Here is an 18785-nt window from a genome sequence, read left to right on the forward strand (position 1 = left end):
ATCAAAGACTCGTTCGCGAGTATCAAAGACTCGTTCGCGAGTATCAAAGACTCGTTCGCGAGTATCAAAGACTCGTCGGCGAGTATCAAAGACTCGTCGGCGAGTATCAAAGACTAACTTTTCCCTTCCACATAATATATCTCCAATGCCCCATGCTCAATGCCCCATGCCCAATGCCCAATGCCCAATGCCCCATACCCAAATTTCCAAATCGCGTCCGCACTTCTACACTTTTGCAAATGGAAGCGGTGGAATGTGGTGCGGCTGCTTTAGGAATAATTCTTAGCTATTACGGTCGGATTGTACCGCTAGCTAAACTGCGTGAAGAATGTGGTGTTTCACGGGATGGGAGCAAAGCTTTTAATATCCTCAAAGCTGCTAAAAACTATGGACTCAATGCCAAAGGTTTAAAAGTGCCTCTACAAAAGGTGGCAACTACTAGTCCTCCCTACATTGCCTTTTGGAATTTTAACCATTTTCTTGTGGTAGAAGGATATAGCAAAAAACGCGTCTTCCTCAACGATCCTGCTAATGGTCGGAGAACAGTTAGTTGGGAAGAATTCGATCGCTCATACACTGGTGTTGTCCTGGTAATGGAACCTGGGGCGGACTTTCAAAAGGGCGGGAAAAAAAATCATATTGTCTCCGCTTTAAGTAGCCGCTTACAAAACTCACGGGGAACTATTATTTTTTGCTTCCTGGCAGGTTTACTGTTAACGTTGCCTCGGTTAGCAGTGCCAGCATTTTCCCAGGTGTTTATCGATGAGATTTTAGTCCAAGACCGGCAGGACTGGTTACGGCCTTTACTGTTAGGCATGAGTATAACTACTATATTGCGGGCGCTGCTTGCCAGATTGCGGCTGACTTACCTGCGGCGATTGATGGTTAAGTTGTCAGTCAGCACTTGTGGGCAGTTTCTCTGGCATATTTTACGATTGCCGATTGGGTTTTATGACCAACGCTTTGCTGGAGAAATCAGTAGCCGGATGCAACTTAATGACCGCGTGGCACAAAGACTCTCAGGCCCTTTGGCAACCACAATCATTGATGCGGTGATGATGGTTTTTTATTTGCTGATTATGATTCAGTATGACCGATTGTTGAGTGCGATCGCTCTGGGTTTTGCTGCCATCAATATCTTTGCCCTGCTATTTTTATCGCAAACTCGTGTCGATGCCAATATGCGCCTAGCTCAGGAATATGGCAAAGTCGGCGGTGTAACGGTTAGCGGCATCCAAAGCATAGAAACCATCAAAGCTTCCGGGCTGGAATCAGATTTATTTGCTCGGTTTGCTGGTTATTACGCTAAAGCAATTAACGCCCAACAGGAATTAGGTTTACAAACTCAAATTCTCACCACATTACCGACAATTTTGACAGCCCTAACCACAGCTTCTATTCTGCTGGTTGGTGGGTTACGGGTAATGAATGGCAATCTCAGTATTGGGATGCTCGTTGCCTACCAAAGTTTAACAATCAGTTTCTTAGAGCCAGTTAATAGCCTCGTCAATTTCGGCAGTACACTCCAAGATTTAGAAGCCGACTTAAACCGCCTTGATGACGTGTTGCAAAATCCCGTTGATTTGGAAGTGGAGGAGAGGCAGGAGGCAGGAGGCAGGGGGCAGGTGGTCACTGAGCGTAGCCGAAGTGAGGCAGGGGGCAGGAGGCAGGAGGCAGAAGTAGTTACTATTTCTTTCTCATCTCCTTGGCAATTACACGGTAACGTCGAGTTACGAAATGTCAGCTTCGGGTACAGCCGTGTAGAACCTCCTTTAATTGAGGATTTGAGCTTAGTTGTCAAGCCAGGACAACGGATAGCGCTTGTGGGGGGGAGTGGTTCTGGGAAATCTACAATTGCGAAATTAATTTGCGGGCTTTATCAGCCTTGGGGAGGGCAAATCTGCTTTGATGGTGTAGGGCGATCGCAAATTCAGCGTTCTGTGTTGGCTAATTCGCTGGCGATGGTCGAACAGGATATCTTTTTATTTGCCGGGACTGTGCGGGAAAACATTACGCTTTGGGATTCTACTGTGTCAGAAGCTGATTTGGTGCGGGCTTGCCAGGACGCAGCTATTCATGATGCGATCGCGTCATTGCCTGGTAAATATGACTTTGAGTTAATTGAAGGCGGGATGAATATTAGTGGTGGACAACGCCAGCGTTTAGAAATCGCCCGCGCTTTGGTGAAAAATCCTACAGTGTTAGTACTGGATGAAGCAACCAGCGCCTTGGATGCCGAAACTGAGTTGACTATTAACCGCAACTTGCGACAGCGTGGTTGTTCGTGTATTGTAGTAGCTCACCGCCTCAGCACAATTCGTGATTGCCATGAAATTATTGTGTTGGAGCAAGGTAAAATCGTGCAGCGTGGCACCCATGAGCAATTATGGCAGGAAGGCGGAACCTATGTTCGCTTACTTCACTCAGCACAAGCATAGTTAAGCTATGAGTAACCCGCAGGTGAATCCTTCTCCTAAACTTTACTCTTTGCAAGCAAACGAACCACTACTGTTGAATGACCCAAAAACAGTCTGGGTGGTGCAGTCTGGAACATTGGCGGTGTTTGCAGCGAGAGTGAAAAACAGTACTGTTGAGGAACGTCGTCGCTATCTGTTCCATGTTAGTGCAGGTGAAGCATTGTTCGGTGCAGCGTTGTTACCTGAAGTAGTAGCACCAAGCCAATGGGGTTTTGTCGCGATCGCAATTGAACCCACTAAATTATGCCAGATATTAATAGTTGATTTGGTGAGAAAAGTTGCAGGGGCAGACCCGCAAGCTGTGGCACTTTTAGAAGGTTGGGCGAACCATTTGGGACAATCTCTAAATGCCCAACAAACAGTCTTGGCAATGCCATTAAATCTTGTAGAGGTATTTGAGGGGGATTTTTCCTTATCGAGTGGTGAGGCTCTATTATGGCAACAAACACTCGTGTGGGTGAAGTTGCAGCAAGGAAATACTCGCTGGATGGGAGTCGAGGAATTAAAGCTCAATTGTGCCTCGCCAATGTTTCCACTTACTAGTGCTATGTGGTTGGAGGCGGAAAATGCAGTTACCGGATGGATATTGCCAACCGCAGATATCAAAAATGCCGAAGAAATACTCACAAGCTTAGTATGCTTCCATACTTATTTCTTTCAATACTTCAGTTTGTTAGCAAGCAAGGAAGCAGAAGCAGAATTTCGTCAGTTTCAGCAACGAGAGCAATTTAATCAGCAAGTAATAGAAAACGCACTCTCAGACTTAGCAACAGTATTGCAACCAGAGCCAGAAGCTGCTTTCTTGGAAGAAGGGCCGCCTTTATTAGTAGCACTGGGAGCAGTGGGGCGAGCATTAGGGATAGAAATTCGTCCACCTGTAGATGATTTTAGTACTATTAAAGACCCGGTTGCGGCGATCGCCCACGCATCCCAAATTCGCATTCGGCGGGTGACTTTGGCAGGCGACTGGTGGCGTCAAGACCAAGGGCCGATGTTAGCTTATACCGAGTTGGAACGCCCGGTGGCGTTGTTGCCTAAAGATAATGGAGATTATGTCATCTTTGATCCAGTGGCGCGGACTCGCACACCTGTAAATGAATCAGTAGCAAAAACACTGTCAGCCACAGCATATATTTTGTATCGACCTTTACCGCAAGTCGCACTCAGCGCCATCGACCTGCTGCGGTTCGGAATCAAAGGTTATGAAAAAGACATCGTTAATATTTGTCTAGTCGGCATATTAGGCACGATATTGGGAATGGTTGCGCCACAAGCAACGGCTATTTTAATCAATAATGCCATTCCCGAAGGCGATCGCGCTTTGTTATGGCAAATTGGATTAGTGCTGTTTGCAGTCGCCTTTGCACAGTTCGCTTTTCAAATTGCCCAAAGTATTATTACCCTCCGAATCGAAAGCGCCACTAATAGCGTATTGCAACCAGCCATTTGGGACAGGTTGCTGAGATTAAGTCCAGGATTTTTTCGTCAGTATACTTCTGGAGACTTGGTTAACCGCGTGATGGCGGTGAGGGAAATTCATCAAAAAGTTAGCGGTGCTACCCAAAGAACGTTGTTAAGTGGAATTTTTGCCTTATTCAACTTGGTTTTGATGTTTATTTACAGCTGGCAATTAGCGTTTGTGGAAGTTGGTTTAACAATTTTTGCCGCTGTATTTACTGTTGTTTCTAGCTTTTTATTAGTGAAGAAATCACAAAAACAGCTAGAACTCGATGGCGCGATTCAGGGACTTAGCGTCCAACTTATCAACGGTGTCGCCAAGCTGCGGGTAGCTATGGCAGAAGAACGCGCATTTGCCGCTTGGGCAAAAAAGTATAGCCAGCAGATCCGGCTAAAGGCGAGTTGGCAACAAATTAAAGATGGTGTTTCGATTTTTAATGAAGCACTGCCTTTGGTAAATTCTATATTGATTTTCGGTGTCATGCTGTTGATGCAGACACGCTTGACACTTGGTACATTTGTTGCTTTTAACTATGCAGCGACGATTTTTCTCAAAGGCGTAATTGACTTGAGCAATACTGTATCAGAGGTTTGGGGCATTGTACCAATATGGGAACGGGCAAAACCGATATTGCGATCGCAACCTGAATACGATCCCGCTAAACTTAACCCAGGTCAATTAAACGGCCAAATTGCCTTAGATCGTGTTAGCTTTCGCTACTCGGAAAATGGAGGCTTAATTCTCAATGATGTCAGTATCCATGCCGAACCAGGAGAATTTATTGCCATTGTCGGCCCTTCTGGAAGTGGCAAATCAACGATATTACGCTTGTTGTTGGGGTTTGAAACTCCATTAACAGGCAATGTCTATTATGATGGCAAAGACTTGGCACAGATGGAACTCCAAGCTGTGCGGCGACAGTTGGGAGTGGTGCTGCAAAATGGCAAAATCGGCACAGGCTCGATTTTTAAGAATATCACAGCTGGGGCTTTGGTTTCTCTAGAAGAAGCTTGGTCAGCTGCACAGATGGCAGGCTTGGCTGATGATATCAAGCAAATGCCAATGGGAATGCATACTATAATCGCTGAGGGTGGTAGTAATCTTTCTGGCGGACAAAGGCAAAGATTGTTGATTGCGCGATCGCTAGTTTCTAAGCCCAAAATTATTTTAATGGATGAAGCAACCAGCGCTCTCGATAACCGCACCCAGGCGATCGTCACTGAAAGTTTAGCCAAGTTAAATGCTACCAGAGTGGTAATTGCCCATCGCCTCAGCACAATTCGCGATGCAGACCGGATTTATGTAATTGACGCAGGTCATGTGGTGCAGGTGGGTAACTTCTCAGAGTTGATTGCCCAAGAAGGTTTATTTGCCCGACTTGTAGCCCGACAGCTAGAGAGTAATGTTTGAGGGACTGTTGACTGTTGACTGGTTTATAGTTATACCAATTGGAAAAAAGAATGCGACAAATAGACCATTTGTAGAGACGCGATTCATCGCGTCTTGACTTGACCAAAGAATATGTTGCAATCATTAATTGAATTGGTATTATTATTCCTGACTAGGATTCAAGACAACGATAATTTCTGATAGCTTAATTCCCAGAGGTTTCCAATGGGAATTGCTGGAGGAAAAAGTACTATCCCCAGACACTGCTTGGTAGTCATTAGGAAACTTTTCGTAAGCATTAGGAGCAGCGTCTACTCGTAAAATGAGTTTGCCTTGATAGCGAGATAATTTAGTACTATCTAACAAAACCGTACCGCCGTAATCCCAAGCTAATCCATAGAGTTTAAAGTTACCTAGTTGCTTGCGTAACTCGCTCAAGGGAGTGCCAACGCCGATACCTTCCCGGGTTTTCCAAGCTGAACCCAAGTTACGCACATCTAAAGGTTTGGTGCGGGTATTATCACTCCAGACTATCAAGAGAGAACGCCCCCGATCTAACTTTAATTGAGTAGCTGGAAAATTACCAATTCCTTCAGCACCGGGAATCGTTTTATCAACAACACGAGACGCACCAAATAATTTAACTAAATCTTGTTTGGTGGTTGTGCGTGTTATCGGGCCGACTCTTTCCCCAGGCACAATCAAGGTGTCTGTTAATGATTGCGATTTAGCAATAGTAACTGAACTATCGATTTTTTGGGTTAATCCAACTGCTTCTTTTGCAGAATAAATTAGCAGCAACGCTAACGCAGCTGTAGTGATAGTTTTAATATATGAGTTCACGGTATACCTCAAGGGAATGCGACTGAGGATGGTTTCTTTAATTATTACTTTTCAGTTTTAACTTCTACAGTTTCGCAATTACGGATTCCCGATTTTATTAAGGATTTGTACTAAAACATGTTCCTGACTCCCTCAAAAACATGCCCGATTGGCAAAAACATGTTGATTTGTCACTTCAGAAGGTGTCAGTTCGACAAAAATGTCTTAATCTATAAATTAACAATAAGTAGTTCGAGAAAAAATTCTTTTTGACTTATCATTCGAGGACTTTGTATAAATAACAGATAAGTCGTTCTAGAACCACTTTAGTTTTATTTATACAAAAACACAAATTTCGAGAAAAACATGTCCATGTATAAGCTCAGCTTAAGTTGTTCTAGATCGGGTTATTTTGGGCTTATACAAGGATGAGTTTTTGTAATTACAGCAGTTTTGGTAGTATTCAGACCACAATTGAGGCCGATAATGGGGAGTAGGGAGTGGTGTAGTTCAATAGACCTCTTGCTTTCATTGCTTTTTGCACTCTTGGGGGAAAAGGGTAAAGGTTAAAGGGGAAAGGGACTTTTGCAGAACCTTTTCCCCTTCCCCCTTGCCAAGGCTACCGTGTATACACAAGTCAAATTACCCCCTTTAATCCCCCCTTAGAAAGGGGGGAAACCGGAAAATCTAGTTCCCTCCCCTTGACAAGGGGAGGGTTAGGGTGGGGTAATTCGAGGGCTGGTAGTGATTCGATAACTTGTGTGTACACCGTAGCCTTGCCAAGGGGGGACTACAGGGGAGTCTTGATTATGTGCAGCTTCATACAGAATTGGTATTACGGGAAAACCAAACAGAAACAATTAATAGACGTTTTAATCTTTTTCTGACTCCTGAATCCTGAATTCTGAGTTCTTCACTTCATCACTCTAGTTGCGTTGAAAATTGCCAGCAAAGCTACTCCAACATCAGCAAAGACAGCTTCCCACATTGTTGCTATCCCTAAAATACCCAATCCAATAAACACACCTTTAATTGCTAAAGCAAACCCAATATTTTGCCAAACTATTTTCCGAGTTTTTCTGGCAATTTGTATTGCTTCTGCAACTTTTGATGGTGCATCTGTCATAATCACAATATCGGCAGTTTCTATGGCTGCATCTGAACCTAAGCCGCCCATTGCCATGCCAACATCTGCTCTGGCAATCACTGGCGCATCATTAATACCATCGCCAATGAAGGCTACTTTACCATGTTTGTCGGTGGTGCTGATTAATTTTTCAATGGCATTGACTTTTTCTTCTGGTAATAACTCTGCTTCGTAGATATCTATGCCAATTTGTTGAGCAATTCGAGAAGCGATCGCTTGATTATCTCCTGTTAACATTACTGTTTTTTCTACACCCATTTTTTTGAGTGTTTGAATTGCTTGTCTGGCATCTTCTTTCACTTCATCATCAATCACTATATACCCAGCATAAATATTATCTACTGCTAAATGAATAACTGTGCCTTCTACTAGGCAATTATCATGAGCAATGTTTTCTTTATGCAATAGGCGATCGCTTCCTGCTATCACTACCTTATTTTCAACTTTAGCTCTAATTCCATGACCTGCTATCTCTTCATAATCTCTCACATCAGATGGAGCGATATTATTACCGTAAGCGTTGCGGATGGATTGGGCAATGGGATGATTAGAATGGGATTCAACCTTAGCAGCTAATTCTAGTAACTCTTGCTGATTAAAGTTATTTTTTGGTACTATTTTAGCGACTTGAAATACCCCTTTAGTTAAGGTTCCAGTTTTATCAAAAACAACTGTTTTGACTGCATTTAGGCTATCTAAAAACGTAGAACCTTTCACCAAAATACCACGTTTAGCTGCACCTCCAACACCTCCAAAGTAACCTAATGGAATACTGATTATTAGTCCACAGGGACAGGAAATAACTAACAAAATTAGAGCACGATAAATCCATTCTGAAGAAGTTGCCCCAGAAATGAATAAAGGAGGTAACAAAGCAACCGCTAGAGATGTAAAAACTACTATTGGCGTGTAATATCGAGCAAACTTAGTAATAAATTTTTCTGTTGCTGCTTTTTTGCTTTTAGCATTTTGCACCAAGTCTAAAATCTTGGCAATGGAAGATTCATCAAACAGCTTTGTGACTTTAATGCTGAGAACGCCCATTTTATTAATCATCCCGGCTAAAACTGTTTCTCCCAGCTTCACCGTTCGCGGTACAGATTCTCCAGTTAATGCAGATGTGTCAACTTGGGAATTTCCTTCGATAACTTCACCATCTAAGGGAATCTTTTCTCCAGGCTTGACGACTATAATATCTCCAATATTTACTGTGTCTGGCGATACTTTTTTGAGTCCTTTTTCTGTCTGGATATTTGCATAGTCTGGGCGTATTTCTAATAAAGCTTTGATAGAATTACGAGAACGGCTCACAGCAATATCTTGGAACAGTTCGCCAATTTTATAAAATAACATAACTCCGACAGCTTCGGGCAATTTATGAATTGCGATCGCCCCTAGTGTCGCTACTGTCATTAAAAATGTTTCATCAAATATTCTCCCTTTAAGTATATTGCGTCCAGCAGTTTTTAAAACACTCCATCCACTCAATAAATAAGCAGGGATGAAAACCAAATATTCACCTATTGAATAGAGTGTATTATGTAGCTGTCCTTCAAAAATTACACCAGGTGTATACAAACTTAAAATTATTACTAAAGGAAATATCTCATTTTTGAGATTGAATTCTTCACCGTGGTTATGATTGTGGTCATGGTTATGATTCTCATCATGATGATGGTTATGATTCTCGTGATGATCGTGTTCGCAACTGCAACAACCTGAAGATTCTGAATGTATTTTTGGCTTCATTTTTAGTTCAGACTAGTAAGTTATTTGATAGAACCTTTCTTTAAAGGTAATGAAAAAAATAAGTTTTTACAAGTTAATAATTTAAGAAAGATAATCGATATCAACACAAAAATTTAAGTTGTTGAATCCTGCAATTAATTTTTAGTGAATGCTAAGATTTATAAATTTATAAAATGTTTTTTGTTTGATAATAAGTATCAATACCAACTCAGCAGATGCCTCCGAAAACTGAGGACTTGCCGCTTAGAAAGTAATACGGTTCAGTTAAAGGTTATTTGTGTAAATAATCGGTCTTTAGAGATGCGAGAAATTGCGTCTCTACATCAGGGTTTTGGGCTTATCCCAAGCGTATTGATTTTTAACTCTTATAGGACTTACGGGCTAAAAGCACCGCTACCGCTAATAGCACTCCCCATGCCCAATGCCTTAAAAGTTTAAAATATCTAACGACTCTTCTATTTCTAAATCTAATATTCTTTGTTTTGTATCTTTGAGGGCTTCTAGCTTACCTTCTTTGCGGTATATATCTGCGGCTTTTTGAAAATCTTCAATTGCTCCCTGCTTATCTGCCATTTCTAAACGAATATTGCCACGATTATAATAAGCATCTGCATAATTAGAATTAATCTGGATTGCTTGAGTATAATCTTCAAATGCTCCTTCAAAATCTCCTAAATCAAAACGAGCATTACCACGGTTATAATAAGCATCTATATAATTAGGATTAATCTCTATTGCCTGGGTGTAATCTTCAATTGCTCCTTGAAAATCTCCTAAATCAGAACGAGCATTACCACGATTTTTGTAAGCTACAGCATCTTGAGGATTAACTTTGATTGCTTGGGAAAATACTGGTGGGGTTCCTAGTAAATAACGAGCAATACCACGATTTTTATAAACATCAGCATAATCGGGATTAATTTTAATAGCTTGGGTATAATCTTCAATTGCTCCTTGGTTATCTCCTAGATGAGAACGAGCTTCAGCGCGGTTTTTATAAGCTACAGCAAGGTTAGGATTAATTCTAATAGCTTGGGTATAATCATTAATTGCTTCTTGTAATCGTCCTATTTGATATAAAGATAAACCTCGTTTATTATAAGATTTGGCATCATTCATATTTATTTGAATTGCCTGAGAATAATCTGCGATCGCTTGTTCATAATCACCTATTTGATATAAAGCTAAACCTCGTTTATAATACAAATCAGCATCACTATTATTAACTTCTAAAATTTGATTATAGCTAGCTATTGCATTTGTATATTCTCCTTTTTTGAAACATTCATCACCTAATTGGATGTAAAGCAAATTTAAATCTTCATCACGAGAATGCAAATAAGTCTCTACATTAGGTTGAAAAGAAGATTTGAGCAACTGATTATTAGCTGGCTTAGCTGGCGTTTCCTGTTTTGGCAGATATTTGTAAATTGGTGGTTGTTGTTTAAAAGAATTATGATTTACAGAAGATTGTAACTGTTCTAAATAACAAAATAAGCCACCACCATAAAGTAATTGATCTATCCCGAATGAAATTTTACCAGTCTTTAACTTAATCATTCGGGTTGGGAGAAAGCCAGCTAAAAAAAGGTGATACTCAGATTGTGCCTCGCTGACATCTTCTTGAATTAAAATGCAAACTACAACTGCATTTTTTTCAACTTCTTCAGAACTAATTGACCATCTAACTCTATCAATACTACCGTGACGAGATTTAACCTCAATACCAATAGATGGGTCAGAAGTCAAGGTAAAATCTATTTTACCATCACCGCCGAATCGTTTTTCATAATCGACCTCGGTAATGAAATCAGCTAAACGTTCCTTGACAACTTCCTCACCGAGTTTTCCCTTTAGATAGCTGATAAAAACATCACGAACTGGCAAAACACGCTTATATTTCTCAGCCATCAGCCAGCAAAATTCCCGTAGTGCTTTTAGCCTCTCTCCAGAAATTATAGTTAATTCACTATGTTGACCTTCTGTTTCACAATGAAGCAGACAACCAGATGCTAACCTTTTGATAAAATCAGACTGTAGCGATCGCAGTAGCGTAATCCAGTCCATTTTGATTGCTGCGAATCTTTTGATGAGATTATTCTATTAAAATATTCATTCGGCGTAAACCTTTTAATTAGCTTGGGTGATATTCCCAAAAATTGCTTAATCTTATATACTAAATCTTAATTTAAATTAATGCAATTAAATTTCCAGAAAGCGAGTGTATTACGATATAGATGATGTTATTCACTTAAGTAGTGTGGGAATACTATGTATAAGTGTTAAGGATCAAAATATGACTTCGCCAATGGAAGAGTTTGGACTAACTTTTGAGCAAACGAAAATTTTGTATAGTTTTCAATATTTTTTAATACAACAAGACGTTGACAGAGAAACAGATTTTTTAACAAAGCAGCTTAAACATAAATATTTAAACCAGTGGACTAAATCAGTTGAAAATTTTTTAGAAAGTATAGCTACTAACGGCTTAGAAAAAAATAATAGATATTTATATACTGATTATTGTTCATTCGAGGAAGTATTCAAAAGAATGAAGTGGTCACTAAATAAAAAACGGCCTTTATATTCAATTGTCTTGGAATTGTCACTCTTTAGTATGTATACTCCTTTTGGTATCCAGGAAGATGAAAAATTTAAAAAATTAAAAATTAGCGAAACATTTCGCCTGAGAATTCTAGAAAGAGTCATCTTTTTTGCAAATGAGCTTGGAGTAGAAGGAGAATATGTTACAAGATTTAAATCTAATCACCAAAAATGGAGCAATGAAATTATAGGCTCAAATCCTTTAAATTTGTTGTTAGGAGGTTTGATAGGGGGAGCTGTTGTGGCAGCGGTAGCTGCTGCTATCGCAATACCTGTTCTTGTTCCTTTGCTGGCTCCTATACTTGCACCAGGTCTTTCAGGCGCAGCGGCAATTTCAGCTGTGTTAGCTGCCTTGGGTGGAGGTGCTATGGCAGCAGGTGGCTTTGGTATGGCAGGTGGAATGACTGTGATTGTTGGTGGTGGTGCAATTCTTGGTACTGGCGCTGGTACTGGTATTAGTTCATTATTCGCTCAGTCACCAAATTTAGCAGTCCGCGAAGCAGCAAAATTTCTAGTAACTTTCAACGATATTATCTTGGTTCAAGAAGATGTTATAAAGCAGCAAATTGCTTTGAATGCTAGAAACATAATTAAAGCGCAGAGAAATAAAATTAATGAAATAGAAGAAGAAATTTTAGAAATGCAAATGGCGAAAGTTAATACTCAAGAGCAAATAAATAATTTGCAACAAGTGGTTAAATATTTTAGAAAAGCATTAGAAATAAGCCAAAAGTTATTGAAAGACTTTTTAGATAAAAATGGTTTATAGTAATGTAATAAATAGACGATAAATTATACTAAGAAACTAGTAGTATTTGAAAACTTTTTTTAACGTAATCATTTCTCGCGTAATAATGCATCTACCCAAGCTGCATTATCTTCTGATAATTGTAATGCTGGCTGCTGGCTGTAGTCTATTACTAAGTCATAACTAGCGCGGTCATAAATCCCAGTTAATAAACTCTGCAAATCTATCAAAGGTTCACTATCATCAATTCGCAGTGGTAAGGGAAATGAGGGAATTACATCTTGTAAATTAAAAGCCTATCATCAGCAGTAGTTTGATAAATTCGTTCTTCAATAGCGACGAAATATTTACGACGCAGTTGAGGAGAAAGAAAATCTGTGATCGCTACTATTAGTCTCCCATGTACTCCTGGCCATAATGCAGGATCTTCTAAATACGGATTCATCCCTGGAAATAGATAAGCCATAACAAATATTTCAAAACCAAAATTTTAGAAGTAATTGTCATAGCCCCCTCCTCGCTTGCGGGGAGGGGGTTGGGGGTGGGGTTCTAAGAACAACTAGTAAGCGCTGCACCACATTGATCTTCTCTTTTCAGCCAACCCTTAACACCTTGATATTCTACCTGCGCCCAATCTCCCTGACAGCCTAACAATTTGACAGGCGTATTAGCAGGAATTCTTCCCACTTTTCGGCTTTGTTCATTGCTATTAGCATAAACCTCTACGCCATTAGTACCATAGCCCTGAGTTGATAAGCCTAAGTTTGGCACAAATACCCATCCAGTTCCTTGAAAACCACCACTAGCATTAGTAATTTGCACCCAATTTTTAGCAGCAGCAACAACCTGAACTGTTTCATTAATCGCTATTTGCCCTAAAATTCTGTTTTTCGTACTTCCACCACTCCGCACATTTAAACCTTGCGGATCTGTATCAGTAACGTAGGCAAAAATATCACACTTTTGAGGATTAGTTGATTTCGCTAAAGCTATTTGATTAGCTATACCACTGAGCATTACACTAATACAACTGAATGCCAATGCGATCGCTAACTTGTTTGCTGAATTTTTCACTTTTTTGGTCATAATTTCTCCCATCTGCTGGCATCAGTAATCAAAGCTGGATTTCTCTTCTTATCTCACATCCTAACTATTATTCAATTCGATTTTCCTCTGTAATAACTCTTGATTTAACAAAATTTAGTTATGCGATCGCTGATGAAGTTACACAACTATAGAATTGAGTATTAAGATGTCACTATATGGTATGGTCAAAGCCAACACCGACTTTAAAAACTGATTCACATTCATTAAATTCCTATGAATACCAAGATAAAGTCAATATCAAATGGCATAGTTAAAGAGATTATCAATATAAATAATATCAGTGTCTTAGAATTAGACAAGGAAGAAATTATTAATCTATTTAAATCCTATGGAATCTTACTTTTTAGAGGATTTATGGCTAATGCTGAGATTTTTAAAGAATTTAGCAATTCATTGAGTACTGATTTTATAAATTATGCCGGCGGTGCATTCAGTAGAAGAGTAATTAATGGAGATGAGACTCTTTTAAGTGTAAATGACTTTAAGTCTGAAATTAAATTGCACGGCGAAATGTACTATCAGCAGAATATCCCCCTCATGCTATGGTTTTTCTGTGCTAATCCGCCCTTAAAAGATGGTGAAACTACTGTATGTGATGGGCGACATTTTTTTAATGAACTTAGTAGTTCAACCAAAAAATTATTTAAGAAAAATAATTTAAAATTTACTGTTCGGATGTCTGAAGAAGACTGGAATAAAAAATATCAAACGAATGATTTGAGTAAGCTAGAAGAGATGTGTCAGAAAAATAATACGCATCTTCAGATAAACGCTGACCAATCCATTCTGCTAGAATACATTTGTCCTGCGATTATTCCCAGCCGATGCGGAAAGTATCAAGTGTTTATTAATAGCTTATTGCCCACAAAGCAGTTAAGTCCAAAAATTTTGAAGTTTGAAGATGATTCAGAAATTCCTGATGAGGTTATGTCTGAAATTAATGAAATTGCTGAAAAAATAACCACGGAAATTTCGTGGCAAAAAGGCGATATTTTAATGATTGACAATACAAGAATTCTTCATGGTAGAAGGGCTTTTGCTGACGACCAAAGAGATATTTATATCAGATTATGTTCCCCAGTTTTTCCTTTCTAGGTAAAAGCCCTGGCGAATAGAATTCGCGGTTATACAGAAAAAACCCGCCAACGCAGGTTTCAAATTCCTCAAGTCCGTCTGTACGGGCTTAGTTTGTGTAGCCCGAATTTCTAATCGCCGAATATATAGGAATCCAGTTTGATTTCTGAAAAAAAATCCGTACACTTCTAATACCCTTCTTCACTATTGCCTATTGCCTGTTCCCTGCCTCTACGAGTAATTTCAAAAATAAAATACTAGTCCCAATACTGCTCGCTTTGTGCATTTTTAACTCGGCATTGGATTTGGGGAAAAGGTTAATGGTTCGACAAGCTCACCAACCGGGAAAAGGTTAAAGGTTTTTTCTTTCCCCCTTTCCCCTTCCCCTTTTACCCTTAACCGACAAGTATTGATACTAGTCCTATATTTGCTTTTGTGACTTGAAAAGCTGCTTTTGCGACTTGAAAAGCTGCTTTTGCGACTTGAAAAGCTGCTTTTGTGACTTGAAAAGCTGCTTTTGTAACTTGAAAAGCTGCTTTTGCGACTTGAAAAGCAGCTTTTGTGACTTGAAAAGCAGGTTTTGTGACTTGAAAAGCAGCTTTTGTGATTTGAAAAGCTGCTTTTGCTTAAGTAATATCAAGTTCAGATAATCACTTATTATTAAAATTTCTCCGCGTCAGTCCTAATGATAAGTCTTCACCCGAACATGATATAAGTACCGTTCAAATGTAGTAACGCACCGCGATACAAAACATTACTTCATATCGTAGCCAAATAAATTCGGGTCAACTTCTCCTAATTGCAACTCTGCTAAACCATACTCCGCCCATCGTCTGTCTACCATCGCCGCCACATCTGGATCTGATTCTAAAGTAGCGCCCCATTCATGCTCTGTTTCCGGCGGAATTTTCGTGGTAGCATCAATTCCCATGCGTCCACCTAAGCCAATCTTTTCGCTAGCAAAATCCAAACTATCAAAGGGCGTATTCGGCAAAATAAACACATCCCGAACTGGGTCAACTTTAGAACTAATTGCCCATACAACTTGACGCGGGTCGCGAATATTGATGTCTTTATCGACGACAATGACAAACTTGGTGTAAGTAAATTGTGGTAAAGCACTCCAAAACGCCAAAGCCGCCCGTCTTGCTTGTCCTGGATATGCTTTATCAATGGAAATAATCGCCGCTTTGTAACTCAAAGCTTCCATTGGTAAGAAGAAATCGACGATTTCGGAGACTTGTTGCCGCAGAATAGGTGTATAGATGCGATTAAGTGCGATCGCCATCATCGCTTCTTCTTTGGGTGGACGACCGCTAAATGTTGTTAAGTAAATCGGATTTTTGCGGTGTGTCATACAGTTGAAGCGAACTAATGGCGAATCCTCAACACCACCGTAATAACCCATGTGGTCGCCAAAAGGCCCATCGGGCAAAACTTCCCCTGGTGTAATCGTTCCTTCCAAGACGAATTCTGAATCTGCGGGAACTTCCAAATCTACAGTTTTACACTTGGCCAACTGCACGCCCGAACCGCCATAAAGTCCAGCAAACAGCCATTCTGATAAATCTACAGGAATGGGCGTAGCTGCTGCCATGATAATTAAAGGATCTACACCAAGTGCGATCGCTACCTCTAATTTTTTCCCACGTTCAGCCGCTTTTCGCAAATGCCTCGCCCCACCCCGTACCGATAACCAGTGAACCGTCATCGTGTTTTTTGATTGTAGTTGCAAGCGATACACCCCTACATTCGGCGTACCAGTCTCACAATCCTTAGTAATTACTAATCCCAGCGTGATAATCCTGCCAGCATCACCACAGTAAGGACGTATCAAAGGCAACTTATTTAAATCTAAATCATCGCCTTGAATCACAACTTGCTGACAAGCGGGGAAAAAGTCCCGTCCCGGTTTGGCCTTCACCACGTCAAACAGCACCTTACCAAAATCTATCGCCTGGGAAATCTTCTTCGGCGGTTTTGGTTGTTGCAGCATACTCAACTTTTTCCCCAGAGTTTCCAACTCCTCTGGACGCTGCATATTCATCGCCCAGCAAATTCTTTCCACAGTTCCCATCAAATTCACCGCCACCGGAAAAGAAGCACCTTTGACGTTTTCAAACAACAACCCTGGCCCACCTTTCTGTAGCATCCGGTTAGAAATCTCAGCAATTTCTAAATCTGGGTCAACTAAAGCTGAAATCCGCCGTAATTGTCCTCTTTCTTCTAGAATCTTAATGAATCCCCGTAAGTCTCTGGCCATAGTTCTTGTAAAGCAGATTATTTAAGAAGTGTGAAGCGCTTTCTTATATTATTAGTCATTAGTCATCTCCCGGCCGGTGAGCGGCTTGCCCTGACTTGTGCTGAGCGTAGCCGAAGTAGCGCAGTCGTACCTCTACGGGGAAGCAAGCTACGCGTAGCGTCTCGCAGAGAAGGGAGCCGAATCGCATCTCCCCTACTCCCCACTCCCCATTGATTTAGCCTTAACTGTAAATTAACCTGTTTCTTAACGTTTATTAACTAAGTTTTGCAAACATTTTAGTTATTGTAAGTAAGGATACGCATTATTTGTGACAAATAAGCGCTAACCTAATCAAACATGGCCAGAATAAACTATACCTTCCTGGCAGGTGGTCTTGTTATGTGACCCCTGCTGGGTTTATTTATCAATCTTTAGCAAATATTTTCTTGAGATACTTGGTACGATAAAAACCAAAAAATCCACGTTACTAGGCTATAAGTACAAGATAATTTTATAGATTTTCCTTTGCACATTTGCACCTAATCAAATAGGAATTTAAACCTCATTAAACTAAAAATCTTACACCTAAAACATCTTCAATTAACAATATTGACTTTACCAGTGTCAAGGTCATAACAAGCACCAACAATTTTTAGTTTGCCGACACTCAGCAATTTGGCTAAAATTATTGAGCTTTCTTGTAATTGTTTAGCCTGATATTTAACATTGGCTATAACTGCATCATCACTAGTATTACCAGTTGTCAATTTCACGTTTGCTAAAGCAGGTTTGATGCTTTCAACAACAAAACCAATTCTGCCAGGAAGTGGCTCGTTTTTAATTGCTTCTGTGACTGCGCCGCATCTTTTATGACCTAAAACTACAATTAACTGCGAACCTAATACAGCTGTAGAATATTCCAAACTACCTATAGCCATGTCACTGGCAACATTGCCAGCTACTCGCACAACAAATAAATCTCCAAGTCCTTGATCGAAGACAATTTCCGCAGGTACTCTAGAATCTGCACAGCCTAATATCGCCGCAAATGGATACTGAGCTTTAGCAACTAATCGTAGACGTTCTAGAGATTGATCGGGATATTTGCGTTGTTGATTTATAAATCTTTCATTACCATTTAGCAAACGTCTAATAGCTTCACTAGCACTGACTGGATTAGGGTTAACTGGATGAACATCAGCCGCAGCTGCTTGTTGTGTATCCCAAAAGCGATGTCCAAAAGCAGCAGCCCCAATACCCATCACACCTGCGAATTTCAAAAAACCACGTCGCCCTACGAATCCATTAATTTGACTCATCGATCTCCCTGACAACATTTTTCTTAGTATCAGGAATATATCAGATGTAAATATAATGTAAGAGTACCCTCTTACACGGTTTAAGAGTTATTTAATCTTCATTTTAAATGGTAACAATGAGATTATAATTATTAGCTTCTTAAAAAATGGCTTCTTCCAAAGTACTTTTGACAAACTGGTATACTTCTGGTTCATGGGAAGCTCTTGTTCCTGCAATATTAAGATTTACTATTTTATAGTTGGAGATAAATAATAATAGTTCGCTGGCAGGATTTAGAGTGAATTCTTTACATATATGTATAAACGGTTTTTGAGATTTTTGAGCTAATTCAGCAGTTAATAAAGTGCCTGCAAAAAGTTTTTTAGCAATAGAAAATATCACAGTTCCATCAGAGTCGCGCACATTCCATTCAGTGCGTTGGCAATATTCATCTGATGGTGTTTCAGTTAGGTTATAACGTAAATTAATAACACCATCTTCTGCTTTACGCCCTTTGGGACACCAGCCTCCGTGAGGAATTTGATGGGCTATAGCCCAATCCAGAGCTGCGCGGTCTGCTCCTGTTTGGCCACCAGAAACTATTTTTAAGCTGTTAGCCATTTTAAATTTTAAATTACAGCAATTTGCAACTTACTCAAGTAGAGAAT

13 protein-coding genes are annotated in these 18785 nt (G+C 40.0%); 4 read left to right on the forward strand and 9 right to left on the reverse strand.

Going from position 1 to position 18785, the window contains the following annotated elements; genetic code table 11:
• Positions 1 to 173 precede the first annotated feature (173 nt).
• Complete coding sequence (locus ACM0OY_RS31600; protein ID WP_414572746.1) at positions 174 to 2438, forward strand: NHLP family bacteriocin export ABC transporter peptidase/permease/ATPase subunit; 2265 nt, start codon at positions 174 to 176, stop codon at positions 2436 to 2438.
• A gap of 7 nt (positions 2439 to 2445) precedes the next feature.
• Positions 2446 to 5346: an NHLP bacteriocin export ABC transporter permease/ATPase subunit gene (locus tag ACM0OY_RS31605; RefSeq protein ID WP_414572720.1), complete on the forward strand. Its 2901-nt coding sequence runs from the start codon at positions 2446 to 2448 to the stop codon at positions 5344 to 5346.
• A 141-nt stretch (positions 5347 to 5487) separates the two neighbouring features.
• On the opposite strand, the gene ACM0OY_RS31610 is transcribed toward ACM0OY_RS31605, so the two are convergent.
• The 3 genes from ACM0OY_RS31610 to ACM0OY_RS31620 form a co-directional block, all read right to left on the reverse strand.
• Positions 5488 to 6168: a hypothetical protein gene (locus ACM0OY_RS31610; protein WP_414572721.1), complete on the reverse strand. Its 681-nt coding sequence runs from the start codon at positions 6166 to 6168 to the stop codon at positions 5488 to 5490.
• Positions 6169 to 7060: 892 nt separating this feature from the next.
• Positions 7061 to 9043 (reverse strand): heavy metal translocating P-type ATPase, encoded by a 1983-nt coding sequence (locus tag ACM0OY_RS31615; protein WP_414572722.1) that lies wholly within the window; start codon positions 9041 to 9043, stop codon positions 7061 to 7063.
• Between the two features lie 426 nt (positions 9044 to 9469).
• A complete protein-coding gene (locus ACM0OY_RS31620; RefSeq protein ID WP_414572723.1) occupies positions 9470 to 11110 on the reverse strand; it encodes a tetratricopeptide repeat protein in 1641 nt (546 codons plus the stop codon).
• 229 nt (positions 11111 to 11339) lie between these two features.
• Between ACM0OY_RS31620 and ACM0OY_RS31625 the strand changes: the two genes are divergently transcribed.
• Positions 11340 to 12416 (forward strand): hypothetical protein, encoded by a 1077-nt coding sequence (locus ACM0OY_RS31625; protein ID WP_414572724.1) that lies wholly within the window; start codon positions 11340 to 11342, stop codon positions 12414 to 12416.
• A 68-nt stretch (positions 12417 to 12484) separates the two neighbouring features.
• Here the strand turns inward: ACM0OY_RS31625 and ACM0OY_RS31630 are convergent, their stop codons facing one another.
• From ACM0OY_RS31630 to ACM0OY_RS31640, 3 genes are all read right to left on the reverse strand, one after another.
• A complete protein-coding gene (locus tag ACM0OY_RS31630; protein WP_414572725.1) occupies positions 12485 to 12625 on the reverse strand; it encodes a DUF4058 family protein in 141 nt (46 codons plus the stop codon).
• A gap of 44 nt (positions 12626 to 12669) precedes the next feature.
• Positions 12670 to 12861, reverse strand: a complete 192-nt coding sequence (locus ACM0OY_RS31635) for a DUF4058 family protein (protein ID WP_414572726.1) — start codon at positions 12859 to 12861, stop codon at positions 12670 to 12672.
• A gap of 83 nt (positions 12862 to 12944) precedes the next feature.
• Positions 12945 to 13481, reverse strand: coding sequence for an SH3 domain-containing protein (locus tag ACM0OY_RS31640; protein WP_414572727.1), 537 nt, complete (start codon positions 13479 to 13481; stop codon positions 12945 to 12947).
• Positions 13482 to 13715: 234 nt separating this feature from the next.
• Between ACM0OY_RS31640 and ACM0OY_RS31645 the strand changes: the two genes are divergently transcribed.
• A complete protein-coding gene (locus ACM0OY_RS31645; RefSeq protein WP_414572728.1) occupies positions 13716 to 14597 on the forward strand; it encodes a TauD/TfdA family dioxygenase in 882 nt (293 codons plus the stop codon).
• 733 nt (positions 14598 to 15330) lie between these two features.
• Here the strand turns inward: ACM0OY_RS31645 and ACM0OY_RS31650 are convergent.
• The 3 genes from ACM0OY_RS31650 to ACM0OY_RS31660 all read right to left on the reverse strand — a co-directional run bounded on the left by ACM0OY_RS31650 (position 15331) and on the right by ACM0OY_RS31660 (position 18738).
• Entirely contained in the window at positions 15331 to 16839 is a 1509-nt protein-coding gene (locus ACM0OY_RS31650; RefSeq protein WP_414572729.1) for a UbiD family decarboxylase, read from the reverse strand.
• A 575-nt stretch (positions 16840 to 17414) separates the two neighbouring features.
• A complete protein-coding gene (locus ACM0OY_RS31655; RefSeq protein ID WP_414572730.1) occupies positions 17415 to 18137 on the reverse strand; it encodes a carbonic anhydrase in 723 nt (240 codons plus the stop codon).
• Between the two features lie 139 nt (positions 18138 to 18276).
• Positions 18277 to 18738, reverse strand: a complete 462-nt coding sequence (locus ACM0OY_RS31660) for a putative molybdenum carrier protein (protein WP_414572731.1) — start codon at positions 18736 to 18738, stop codon at positions 18277 to 18279.
• Positions 18739 to 18785 lie beyond the last annotated feature (47 nt).

It is taken from the genome of Nostoc sp. CCY 9925 (assembly GCF_963920935.1).
In the GTDB taxonomy this organism is placed as follows: Bacteria; Cyanobacteriota; Cyanobacteriia; order Cyanobacteriales; family Nostocaceae; genus Nostoc.